The organism is Leptolyngbya cf. ectocarpi LEGE 11479 (assembly GCF_015207065.1).
GTDB lineage: Bacteria > Cyanobacteriota > Cyanobacteriia > Phormidesmidales > Phormidesmidaceae > Leptothoe > Leptothoe ectocarpi.
Map to the genome: position 1 here is coordinate 1 of NZ_JADEXP010000193.1, position 12091 is coordinate 12091.

Here is a 12091-nt window from a genome sequence, read left to right on the forward strand (position 1 = left end):
CCTCAGGAGGCGGGGCAGGCTCCGGCGGCTCTACAGCTTCGAAATCGTGTGGCTCTAAGCGCTCCTCAGGCACATTATCAGGCACCTGGGTAAGCGGCGGCGGTGGTGCAGCCTCGGGGGGAGCAGGCGGCGGCGGTTCTACTGGAGGGATTTCTTCAGGGATTGGTTTACTAACGACGGGGAGAGTCGTGATTGCGATCGCATCGCTCTCCTCAACAACAATCTCCGGCTCCGCCGATCTTTGCCCCCACTGGGGCATCGGCAACAGCAACAAGCTCCCATGTAGCACTACCGATACAGCGACCAAACCCCCCAAACCCCCATCGGTCTGAAGCCGGGCCACCATAGGATGTTTAGCCCACTTCATCATGGTGAAAATGCTGCTCAATCAACCCAGGTACCTGAGCTGGTTTAACCTTGGTGTATCGCTGTTTGGCGGGCATAAGCACCATGTTGGGACCGGCCTTACACCGATCCATACAGCCTGTGAGCTTGACCTGCACCGTGTCAGTCAACCCCTTAGCTGCTAGCGCCGCTTCCACTTCATGACACACCTTTGTCGCTCCCCGCTTACGACAGGCGGACTTCTGACAAATCAGGATCTTAGGTTTACCTGACTTTTTTTTCTCCTGAGGCCGTTTTGGCATACTGACGGCGTCCAGAGGAGTTGTTACCACCTCCAAAGGTTTTACCCGTAACACTTCTGTGGCCTTGAGGCTGGGTTCTCCTGTTTCCTTGTCAACAGACTGACTGCCAACCACACGAATCCAGTCACCCGTCTGCAGGTAGCGAAACACCATTAGCCGTACCGACTTTGGCAGTTTAATCACATGGTGCTCATGGGCACTCTGCAGGTTTAAATATTTAAAAGGGGATTTTCCACCTGCGGTAAACCCACCGAACCGGCCTTCCAGGCAGAACGGTTGCTTGTCCTTAGCCATATCAGTTTGCGTAGGTTGCTATGGTCAGTCTAACTCAGATCACTATGCTTATTGCGACCAATTCCTTCAAGATAAGGTTAAGTGACTATAGGATTACATCCTATTAATAGATTCTATTTAGTGGTACCCCCGTCTAGAAGGATTACTTATCAGCTCGAAAAGCTTTTCATATAGGCAGCCTAGACAATGGCCAGCTATCCATAGCTAATCATCGCTAGAAAGTTCAATTACCTTCTTGACATCTATTTTCATTTGATATTTAATTGGAATCGAGAATACGTTTCAAATGGCAGCCATTAAAAAACCTCCCCTAGGGGAGGTTGGCGTTTGTTTGAGGGGTTTCTCAGCCTAGTTGTTGATGACAACCAAGGTGTCGTTTGCCAAGAAGTGATCGAGGTGATAAGCGCGTTCTTCCGTCTTTAGTAGGATCGTTTCATACAAATAACGTGTGGCGCGATCTCCTAGGCTTTCTGCCTGGGCTGCCTGACGACGTAGAACAGCAATAATGGCCTGCTCTGCAGCCAAGTCATTTTCAATCATTGGGCGGCAGCGATAGATACCGTCGGGCTCTGGAGTAAAGCAGCACAGCTCAGCTAATTTGCTAAAGCTGGCGACTGGTACTCCACCCAGTCCGTCCAGACGCTCACCAATGTCATGGACATGGCCTCTGACCTGGTCATAGCTGTCTTCAAAGTAGTTGTGGATCTGATAAAACTCAGCTCCTTCGACAACAAAATGATGCTTTTGATACTGGATGTAGAGCGCTTGAAAGCTGGCTAGAAGGATATTGAGCCCTTCGCAAACAGAGGCTGTAATTGACGTTTCTAATGCGATCGCATTTTCTGTAACTTCACCAAAGGGGGTAACGAGAGCGGATGAGCTAACCATAAAATGGCTCCAAGAACAGTGCGGTAGTTAACAACCGGCCATTTTAACGAATAGCCGCTGTTGATAGTGTCTATGTTAACCCACTGTAGGCGGCCAAAAACCTTGACATATAAGGGTTTTCGCTATTCTTATATGAGATATGTTCGCAATAGATGCTGGCGCTATTTTTTTCTAAATTGACCCAATGTCGCGTCATTGCATAGCTTTTTGTCAAAGTTAAGCTGTTGACGTATTTTTTTGCTGATGCAAGTAGCTTCTAGTTATTTTGTTGCACCGTATTAAAAAGCGATAACAATTTATGACTAACTGTCAGGTTTGCTTATCAAACACCTAGAAGAGATTCTTATTTAGGCTGTGTATGGAAATTCCTAAAACGCCCAGAAACGCTGATATGTAATGCCTATAGACGAGTAGCTTTTTTATTTCATTGATTGCTGCAAATGACTTCTATCTGATGTGCTCAATGGCCCGCGCTGAATGAGCCCTTGAAGTTTTAAGCCTGCCGATTATCCCCTGTCCCTGTGAGAATCAACAGATAACCCTATGATTACAATTGATTGCCGCGATCGATGGGAAGCCTATTATCGATTGCAAGAGTTAGGAATTCCCTGCGAATGTAAAAGCCACCAACCGCTTAAGGTCAGTGTCACCTCGACCAACGATGCCATTCAGGTGTGGTGTATTACAAACCGTTTAGCCCAGTCACGCCGAGAACTTGCTGCCTGGCTAGAGAGCTGCTTAACCCTGGTGTAGGCAAAGACTTCATCAAATATCCTCTCTATCGGAATGGCTACGTATAGCCATTCCTTTTTTAATGAAATTTTTTCCTATTAAAATCGAATACATATCAGACATGTTACCTATCAAAATCTGATAAAAAAGCATCGAATTGCAGTCTTAAATACTGATTTAGTGGCAAATTTACCATTTTCGATAGTGTTATATAAATCACTATTATTAAGAATAAGTGTCATTAGTTGCCAAGGCCGTCTGTCATAGGGCAAGCTGACTGAAGCAATTGAAAACAGTCTGTTCAACAGGTTGTTTTCAACGGATTTGTTGTTGTTGTTTTGCAGTGATGCTTACATGCAGCAGCAGAACTATCGTAGTTATCGGAGACATTATCACTATGCAAGCGTATGGTGAATCAAGTCCTACTTATGACTGGTGGGCTGGCAATGCTCGCTTTGCTGAAAAGTCTGGACTATTTATTTCAGCCCATGTGGCACAAGCTGCCTTAATTACCTTTTGGGCAGGTGCCTTCACCCTGTTTGAACTTTCCACCTTTGATCCTGCTTTACCCATGGGAGACCAGGGGTTGATCTTGTTGCCCCATTTAGCCACCCTTGGATTTGGTGTCAGTGATGGCACTCTGGTGGATACATATCCGGCTTTTGTCGTGGGTGTTGTACACCTGATTTCTTCAGCTGTCTTGGCAGCGGGTGCCCTCTTCCATCTGGTGAAGGGTGAAGAGGATTTGAGTAAGGCTTCGGGTAGAGCCCGCAAGTTTCACTTTGAGTGGGAAGAGCCAAAACAGCTCGGTCTTATTTTGGGACATCATCTTTTGTTTCTAGGTATTGGCGCGTTAGTGCTGGTACTGTGGGCGACCAAATGGCATGGTCTTTATGACCCGACCCTAGGTGAAGTCCGTTTGATTACCGAGCCTACGTTAGACATCGCCACTATCTATGGCTATCAAACTCACTTTGCCAGTATTGATAGTCTAGAAGACCTAGTCGGTGGTCATGCCTTTATCGGTGCTCTGTTGATTTTAGGTGGAGTTTGGCATATAGCAGTTCCCCCACTGGGCTGGGCCAAAAAAGTACTCTCTTTCTCCGGTGAAGCGATTCTTTCTTACTCCCTGGGTGGCATTGCCTTAGCTGCCTTTGTTGCAGCCTACTTCTGCTCAGTCAATACGCTGGCCTACCCGGTCGAATTTTATGGACCGATTTTAGAAACAAAGTTAGGGGTATCTCCTTACTTTGCCGATACGATTAACCTACCTTTAGGAGCCCATACAGCTCGCTGCTGGCTGGCAAATACCCATTTCTTCCTGGGCTTCTTCTTTCTGCAGGGTCATCTGTGGCATGCGCTGCGCTCCATGGGCTTTGACTTTAAGCGGGTCAATCAAGCCTTAGATGGCATTGCTCAGACGTAAGCAATTTTAGCCAAATAGACATTCAGACATTCAAGAATAGACATTCAAGTTTGCTCCAAGGACCGCTCGCCGGTTCTCCTCTCTCAACCGGACCTGTACCTGACGGTATGGGTCTTTTTATTGATTTTTATTTTTATTTATGGGGCACATAGTAAACGTGTTTCTTAGACCGACCAAATTTGCCGGGTTTAACTGCTCGAGACCGCTGTCGCCATCGTCTGTACCGGGGACGATAGCACCACAGCCAGGAAAGTCGAAGACCAACAGTAGCCACTGCAATAAAGCAAATGATAAAGAGCCAACTATGCCAGTTCATAGGTTGAGATGCCTTGAAGGATCATTTTCCGTGCTAACACAACGCATCTGCTAGACCGCTGTTATCGCATTTATGATAACGGATCTCAATAATCTGGCAAACTCATCTGTAACATATTCGTCGGGGTATATGCGTTACTTACCGCTCCCTGGCAATGCGCCAGCTTAATAAAATAACGGGGATTAGACCCACTAATAGAATCATGAGGGCCGGGGCCGAGGCCTCTACCAGTCTTTCATCCGAGGCGTATTGGTACACTCTGACGGCCAGGGTATCAAAGTTAAAGGGGCGCATGACCAGGGTGGCAGGCAGTTCTTTCATCACATCGACAAACACCAGCATCAGGGCCGTTAGCAGACTGCTGGCCATCAGCGGCGTGTGAATTTTTACAAGGGTTTTGGTGGGGGAACAGCCCAGGCTGCGGGCAGCATCATCGATGGTGGGGCGAATTTTACCCAGACCCGACTCGACGGTGCCCAAGGCCACGGCTAAAAATCGTACTAAATAGGCAAAAATCAGCGCTGTAATGGTGCCACTGAGCAGCAGCCCCACGCTGTTGCCGGTGGCGGCCTCAATCCAAGTTGATAGCCCCTTATCCAACTTGACAACAGGAATCAAGATACCGACGGCGATCACCGCACCGGGAACGGCGTATCCCATGGAGGCCAGACGCACTCCCATGTCGACTAGAGGTTGTTTACTCAGCCGGGCTCCGTAGCCCAAAACCAGGGCAACGACGATGCCAATGCCAGCGGTCAGCCCAGCTAAAATCAGACTGTGCTGGGCGAGTTCGACAAAACGGTTGTCTAAAGTTTCGTCTAGATTGGTCAGGGTCATGTGGGCCAGCAGGCTGCCGGGTAACAACAGCCCGAGGGTAATGGGTAGGCCGCAGGCGAACACTGCCCCTAAGGCTCGTATGCCTGACAAGCTGTAGGGTTGGGGGCGCTGAGTGCTATTTTTTGCCTGGTAGTATTTGGCCTGACGTCTAGACCAGCGCTCTAACACAATCAAAACTAGGATAAACACCATCAGCATGGCTGATAGCTGGGCGGCGGCTACCTGAGCCCCCATGCCAAACCAGGTGCGATAAATGCCGGTGGTAAAGGTGGCGACGCCAAAATAGTCGACGGTGCCAAAGTCGCTGAGGGTTTCCATCAGGGCCAGGGATAGCCCGGCAATAATGGCGGGTCTGGCTAAGGGGAGGGCGACTCTAAAAAAGCTACGCCAGGGGCCACAGCCAAGGGAACGACTGGCTTCCAGGGTACAGACGGACTGTTCTAAAAAGGCCACCCGCGCCAGCATGTAGACGTAGGGATAGAGGGTCAGGCTAAACATGGCAATAGCCCCGCCCACTGAGCGGACGTCGGGGAACCAGTAGTCGTTGACAGACTGCCAGCCAAACTGCGATCGCAACCACAGCTGCACCGGGCCATAATAATCTAGCCAGTCAGTATAGGTGTAGGCCAGCAAATAGGCCGGGGCCGCCAGCGGCAGCAGCAAAGCCCACTCAAATAGGCGACTGCCGGGAAAGCGACACATGGTCACTAACCAGGCCGTACCGATTCCCAAAATCAGCACCCCCACCCCCACCCCCACCATTAACATCAGCGAATGGGTAATGTACTGACTCAGCACCGTTGAGGCCAAGTGGCTGAATACGCCCTCACTGGGAGATAAAACGCTACCCAACACCACCAAAATAGGAGATGCTACCAGCAGCGCGATCAGCCATACCGCTATGGTCCAACCGTTGATGCGAGGTAGACGGGGAATGAGGCGGGATGCGTCAGTGGTCATGATGGGAAAAACAGTCAATAGCGAGCAATGGGTTTATTGTCAGCTATAGCCGTCCGTTGTATCAACTTGAGGGGAAAGCTCAATGGGCCAGCGAGTCTTGATTATTGGCGGCGGTGGTCGCATCGGTCGCAGTGTGGCGAGCGACCTGTTGCGTCACACTGACGTCACCATAACCCTCACCGGACGGCGTTCTCAGGCTGCGTTTAAGCTGCAGCCACGGCAGCGGTATCAGGCATTGTCCTTAGATGATCTAGACGGGGTGAGGGCTGCGATCGCACAGCATAATTTAGTCATCCACTGTGCCGGTCCCTTTCGTACAAGAGACTTCAATATTTTGGCCCAGTGTATTGAGCAGCGCACCCCCTACATTGATGTTGCCGATAGCCCTGATTATGTCAGAGAAGCCCTTGCCTTTGGTGCCGTAGCCAAAGCAGCCGGGGTTACCTGTATTGTCAGCACAGGCGTCTTTCCAGGTATTTCCAACAGCATGGTGCGCCAGGGCATCGAGCAGTTAGCACAAGCCGATCGCGTGCATCTCAGTTATTTGGTAGCGGGTTCTGGTGGGGCTGGCGTAACCGTGATGCGCACCACCTTTGTCGAGCTGCAAACTCCCTTTGAGGCCAAGGTTAACGGTCAGCGTATATTTATTCAGCCCTATTGCGATCGCGAAGTGTTGCCCTTCCCTGAACCCTACAATAAAGGGGCTGGAGTTTACTGGTTCAATACGGTTGAAGCACTCACACTGCCCCAGTCTTTTCCCCAGTTAGACAGCGTAATCACTAAATTTGGGTCACTACCTGATATCTATAATCACCTCACCAGTTGGATGACATTGCTGCCCGCAGGCTGGCTAAAGACATCAGCGGCAATAGAATTTCTCTCCCAGGTCAGCTATGCCATGACCCAAGTAACCGACCGTTTTAGCGGTACCGGCATTGCCATGAGATTAGCCATCCAAGGACAACATCAGGGCCAATCCGCCACGTATTTAGCAACACTCACCCATCCAGATACCGCAGAAGCGGCTGGCTATGGAACCGGTAGCATTGCCCAACTGCTTCTATCTGGGCAACTCTCTTTACCAGGTGTATGGCCCGTAGAACAAGCACTGCCAACGTCTCTGTTTGAGCAGACGTTGGCAGCAAGAAATTTAGAGATCGCTAGAACAGTCTGTTCAGGCGATTAATCGTCGTCGTCGTCGTCATCGTCGTCGTCGTCATCGTCATCATCATCATCGTCGTCGTCGTCGTCATCGTCATCATCGTCGTCGTCATCGCTGTCATGATCAATCTCGACGGAGTTGTCGATCTCAATATTGTTATTGACAGAGATAAACACATCCAAGAAATCGTCCGCTACATATTCGTTCCGAACATACTCAAGGATGCCCTGACTGGCCATCGCCTGATAAATAAAACTGCAGGCTTCCGAGCGACTAACCACCTGGAAAAGATTGAGGCGCTTGCGGTTAGGATAGTTAACAATGATGCCACGTTCAGTCAAAGCAGCAATGATCAGCCGGTATTCCGTAGGAATTGTATCAGCGTCTTCATAAATACTGAGAATTTCCGTCACACTTTTACCTGAGACAATCTCGGTATATCCTAAGCCACGGGCTAAGGAGAGTAACACATCTAAGCGAGTTAAACGACGTTCTGGATCCGAAACAATATTATCTAAATCGATAAAGCCCATAGAGTGGGCTTTTTGGATAGCGCTATAGGCCCAATAGCTGCGAGAGATACCCGAAATGGACGATACCCGTTGTACAGATCTAACATCAAACGCTTTGTTGATTAGGGCAGCAAATTGTGAGTGGGTAAGACCGTTAGTCGGCATAAACATGCCATTGGGAAACCCTTCAATCACCCCCAGATCGCTCAAGGGATAAACAAAACTAGACGCCCAATAATTCTGACGAATATCCGTAAAACTAGTCTGGCGGACAACACTACGGCGAATAGTCTGGCTTTGAGCAAGTTGCTCTGTCTCTTGCTGGTCTACCTGAGTCTGAGCCTGGGCTGCATTAGAAAAAATAAAAATAGAAGATATCGTTAAAAGAGAAACACCCAGGCCAGTCATGTTGCGTAAAAGCCATAAAGCCGGAGAAATATTCATAAGTTAGGATCCTCTAGACCAAAAAAGTTTAAAAAATAGCTGTCCCCGATTGTGTTTTTTCCCGCTATAGATTTTCTATGTTTAGACCAATTCGCGGTAGATTCTGTGGTCGCTTAATGTGATTCAACCTTACGGTAGCTAAATAGGACAAGATGGACTGGACCAATTTTTTAAGTGGTTTTCAACCGGTAAAACAATGAAAAGCTTCAGTACTATTGCGTAAATATTTTACAATCTGTTAGATCGGCAAAAAGAGAGGCTGTAGTGGATGAACAAGCAAAAATGAAACTTCACAATCAACAGCCAGATTTCCTGAACAATCTGGGGTCAATTTCAAAACTGGCTATTTCTTGATTGATATTGTGAAAAAAATGCTGCTACTGGCTGATGGAAGCTGATATTTACACACAAACCGGTAACAGCATCTACGCTTATTAAGCGACTGTCAGATACTGCATCCAAGCACTCATGGTGTGTTGGACATAGTCAATTCTAACTTCTGTCGCTCGTTGATTAAACTTAGCCGCATGGGAACGTCTGGCCCGTAGTCTACCCACCGCCCGTGGGACAGCTCCAACAAACTCTCCATCTCTGATTTGAGCCCTGAGCAAAAATTTTACACCGCGATTTACTGCTGTCCGAATACGGGTGGTAATTTCATGGTCAGTGGAAAAAAATGTAAGCGCGGCTAGGAGGCCTTCTAACCAGGTTGCTGTCGGTGCTGTTCTGCCATCTTGGACGAACCCACCATCGTAGAGAGGTCGTCTAGGGGCATACACTTGGTGTTGAAGCATCATTTCACAAATTTGGATAGCATGGGTAATCAACAATTCTTTAGAGATAGACAGTTTATCAAGATTTTCAAGGGAGAGTATCTTAGCTATTGTCAACAAGAGCCAAGGGTCTGCTTGGACACTGTTGAGCTGCTGACGATGATTGACCAGATACGCTAAAGCCGTATATGCGGTCTCAATCCAGATGTGTGATGGATCTTTTTCATAAAGCATCACGAGTCCTAACATAACTTCGCTAGGATAGTGATATAGATGCTGTTGTTCAGTGTATCCACCGAGTAAGGGAACATAGCTGGAGTAAAAACTCTCCGCATCTGGTTGCATGTAGACAATAAATCGCCCCAAAGCCCGAAGATACTCAAGCGGGATCAGATCACTGTGGAAGGTATCCAACCCTAGAAGAGCTAACAATCCGACACCCGTACTTTCTAGCCTTGCCTGTAATGGTTTAGTTGTATGATGAATATCCGGTCTAGACCAGACTGCTAGGATGTTACGCTCTCCAGGAATGGGTTGAATAGTCTCCTTACATAGATAACGACCCACCCGTTTAATAGCTAAGTGAGTCATTTCGCTTGGATGTTGCTGATGATACATTGATAGAGCATGTACACAGCCAGCATGATGCAGGATATCGTACTTGGGCCTAAGTTTAACCTCTGTGTTGGTATTGATGCGGTATCTGAACATTCCATTAGTCTGGATATTGTTAATCAGATACGTTGCTGCTTGATCTATTGCACCCTGAACGACGTCGATTTGCACAGTCGTTTCCATTTTATATCTCAATAGAACAGTCCACCGGTTGTTATTCTATTGCGTTTGGTCTGTAAATAAGCACTTTCTACGATTTAGTTAGGCTGTTTTCACCATTTAATGATTAGTTCAGAACCAGACTAAAGCCTCTGTAAAGATGTCTAAAATTCTCAGGATGAAAGAAACGAGCTATTACTGAGCCTCGGTGTGATTTCATTTACACGCTACTGCCTAGTAGTACCGTTTAATGATTGTGAGATCACATGTACTATTAAATTACTGTCGTTGAGATAGCTGAGCAAAGATGGCAGTCAAAAGGATGTACGATCTAATAGGGGACTGCTGAGATGAATATCCGCGTAGCCAATGCAGGCGATTTGCCAACCCTCTCCACACTTTATCGCCAAACAGTCTTGGTCAATGCGCCTGCCTATTATTCCCCTGCCCAAACAAAAGTATGGTCTGCTTCGATCTCTGATGCAGACCATTTTCGTCGGTTTATTTTAGAGGTTAATACGTTTGTTGCCATCGATGATAAAGCCATTCTAGGATTCGCAGGCATTGGAGACAACGGACACGTAGCATCGGCCTATGTTAAGCATGATTGCATCCATCAGGGCATTGGCTCCGTGCTCATGCAGTCGATACTAGACTATGCCCAGGAGCATCACATCCGGAGACTTTATGCAGAAGCCAGTGAGTTTAGTCTGGGGCTGTTTAAGAAATTTGGTTTTCAGCTCTATGATACCGAGATAGTTGACCTTCAGGACATACAGTTTGAGCGTTATCTAATGGAGCGATATCTGTAGGGGAGTACGTGAAAATAATTTGAACATTCAGGTATTTTACGAACTGCCTAATCAGTTCAGATAGGCTCTTCTGCCATTAAAAATGGCAGTGATAAAATCCCTAGAATCTTGTCAATCTCTTTGACATAATATTCTTCCAAATCGATGGCCACGACTGGATAGACTAAGCGTAAAAATTTCCAAATAACACCAGTTGTTACCACCCCATAGATAGTCGATATATCCTCTCCTTGCTGTTGATTAAATCGATAGGCCGCTACCATTTCAGCAATACACTGGCTTAGTCCACCTTTAATATCTTCGTTTTTGGCTTCCACTAAGGTAACCACTGGAGAACGTACCTCATACAGGTCTGCCGACGCTGTCAGAATATAGTCGCAGTAACCGGATAGACCCGCATCGGGATCAACCGTAAACTCGGTGCCTGAGAAAAAACCAACCTTGCCCAGATGTTGTCGTCTAAGCTCTAGCAGAATAGGAGCAATGATTAGCTCAGACCGTGCCTTTTCCGTATTGACCGCGTTGGCCAAGGGTAAATAGTCCTGCAAAGTCTCTTGCAAACGCGGATCTGGCTGTATGGGTTTTACATCTTTAAACAGTCTATGATGTTCGTCCAAGGTTAAGTCAAACGCCGCTTCTACCTGGCTGAGCGTCGTAAATTTGCTGTAAGGCATAGCTGACTTTCCTTGCTCAAAACCTGCTAAGCCGATGGTAGCGTTATCTGATGTTAATTTACTGCCCTGCCATTACCGTTCACAGCAATAAGACCCACAATATTAAAATTCGTTAAAATTAGTGGGCTGCCATGGGTCCTAATGAATGCCACGGATTGTTTTGATTGCTGGCTTTGAAGCGTTTAATACACAGCTGTATCAGCAGGCGGCTGATCTAGCCCAGCAGCGCTGTGCTGATTTGGACATTCGGGTATTTTGCGATCGCGACCTCACCACCCAACCTGACACCATCGCCACCGCCCTAGACGGAGCCGATGTCTTCTTTGCCAGCCTGATTTTTGACTACGATCAGGTGCTATGGCTGCGGGAACGGGCCCAGGAAATTCCTATTCGCCTGGTATTCGAATCAGCCCTGGAGCTGATGGCCTTGACCCAGCTGGGCAAATTTGTCATTGGTGAAAAGACCGGTCAAAAAAATGGGGGCATGCCCAAGCCGGTGCAGTTTATCCTTAGCAAATTTGGCAGCGGCAAAGAAGAGGACAAGCTGGCTGGATACATCAGCTTTTTAAAGATTGGCCCCAAGCTGCTGAAATATATCCCAGCGCGTAAGGTGCAGGATTTGCGCAACTGGCTGATCATCTATGGCTACTGGAACGCGGGCGGCACTGAAAACGTGGCCTCGATGCTGTGGGTGTTGGCGGAGAAGTATTTCGGCCTGACCGTAGGGGAAATTCCAGCTGTTATTGAAACGCCGAATATTGGCTTGTTGCATCCGGATTACGACGGGTATTTTGAATCACCCAAGGCGTATGTGGAGTGGTATGGGGACAGGCAAAAGGG

The 12091-nt window shown here is 47.8% G+C and carries 11 protein-coding genes and 1 pseudogene; 5 read left to right on the forward strand and 7 right to left on the reverse strand.

Annotation, left to right across the window (positions count from 1 at the left end):
- The 3 genes and pseudogenes from IQ260_RS18785 to dpsA form a co-directional block, all read right to left on the reverse strand.
- A pseudogene (locus IQ260_RS18785) lies at positions 1-370 on the reverse strand (hypothetical protein); the annotation flags it as partial.
- Positions 354-941 carry a (2Fe-2S) ferredoxin domain-containing protein gene (locus IQ260_RS18790; RefSeq protein WP_193994636.1) on the reverse strand — a complete coding sequence of 196 codons (588 nt, stop codon included), beginning with the start codon at positions 939-941 and terminating at the stop codon, positions 354-356. The pseudogene IQ260_RS18785 and the gene IQ260_RS18790, both read right to left, overlap by 17 nt.
- A gap of 348 nt (positions 942-1289) precedes the next feature.
- Positions 1290-1829, reverse strand: a complete 540-nt coding sequence (dpsA, locus tag IQ260_RS18795) for a DNA starvation/stress protection protein DpsA (RefSeq protein WP_193994637.1) — start codon at positions 1827-1829, stop codon at positions 1290-1292.
- A gap of 543 nt (positions 1830-2372) precedes the next feature.
- Between dpsA and IQ260_RS18800 the strand changes: the two genes are divergently transcribed.
- Positions 2373-2582 carry an Asr1405/Asl0597 family protein gene (locus IQ260_RS18800; protein WP_193994638.1) on the forward strand — a complete coding sequence of 70 codons (210 nt, stop codon included), beginning with the start codon at positions 2373-2375 and terminating at the stop codon, positions 2580-2582.
- Positions 2583-2958: 376 nt separating this feature from the next.
- Positions 2959-3987: a chlorophyll a/b binding light-harvesting protein gene (locus IQ260_RS18805; RefSeq protein WP_193994639.1), complete on the forward strand. Its 1029-nt coding sequence runs from the start codon at positions 2959-2961 to the stop codon at positions 3985-3987.
- A gap of 454 nt (positions 3988-4441) precedes the next feature.
- Here the strand turns inward: IQ260_RS18805 and IQ260_RS18810 are convergent, their stop codons facing one another.
- Positions 4442-6100, reverse strand: a complete 1659-nt coding sequence (locus IQ260_RS18810) for an ABC transporter permease (protein WP_193994640.1) — start codon at positions 6098-6100, stop codon at positions 4442-4444.
- Between the two features lie 82 nt (positions 6101-6182).
- On the opposite strand from IQ260_RS18810, the gene IQ260_RS18815 reads away from it, so the two are divergent.
- Positions 6183-7286 carry a saccharopine dehydrogenase family protein gene (locus IQ260_RS18815; RefSeq protein ID WP_193994641.1) on the forward strand — a complete coding sequence of 368 codons (1104 nt, stop codon included), beginning with the start codon at positions 6183-6185 and terminating at the stop codon, positions 7284-7286.
- On the opposite strand, the gene IQ260_RS18820 is transcribed toward IQ260_RS18815, so the two are convergent.
- Both IQ260_RS18820 and IQ260_RS18825 read right to left on the reverse strand, forming a co-directional pair.
- On the reverse strand, positions 7283-8218 hold the full coding sequence (locus IQ260_RS18820) for an S-layer homology domain-containing protein (protein WP_193994642.1): 936 nt from the start codon (positions 8216-8218) through the stop codon (positions 7283-7285). The genes IQ260_RS18815 and IQ260_RS18820 overlap by 4 nt on opposite strands.
- A 434-nt stretch (positions 8219-8652) precedes the next feature.
- A complete protein-coding gene (locus tag IQ260_RS18825; protein WP_193994643.1) occupies positions 8653-9582 on the reverse strand; it encodes a hypothetical protein in 930 nt (309 codons plus the stop codon).
- 533 nt (positions 9583-10115) lie between these two features.
- On the opposite strand from IQ260_RS18825, the gene IQ260_RS18830 reads away from it, so the two are divergent.
- Positions 10116-10577 carry a GNAT family N-acetyltransferase gene (locus IQ260_RS18830; RefSeq protein WP_193994644.1) on the forward strand — a complete coding sequence of 154 codons (462 nt, stop codon included), beginning with the start codon at positions 10116-10118 and terminating at the stop codon, positions 10575-10577.
- A 56-nt stretch (positions 10578-10633) separates the two neighbouring features.
- On the opposite strand, the gene IQ260_RS18835 is transcribed toward IQ260_RS18830, so the two are convergent.
- Complete coding sequence (locus IQ260_RS18835) at positions 10634-11251, reverse strand: hypothetical protein (RefSeq protein WP_193994645.1); 618 nt, start codon at positions 11249-11251, stop codon at positions 10634-10636.
- A gap of 145 nt (positions 11252-11396) precedes the next feature.
- On the opposite strand from IQ260_RS18835, the gene IQ260_RS18840 reads away from it, so the two are divergent.
- The coding region (locus IQ260_RS18840) for a DUF3479 domain-containing protein (protein ID WP_193994646.1) at positions 11397-12091 on the forward strand (695 nt) is incomplete at its 3' end.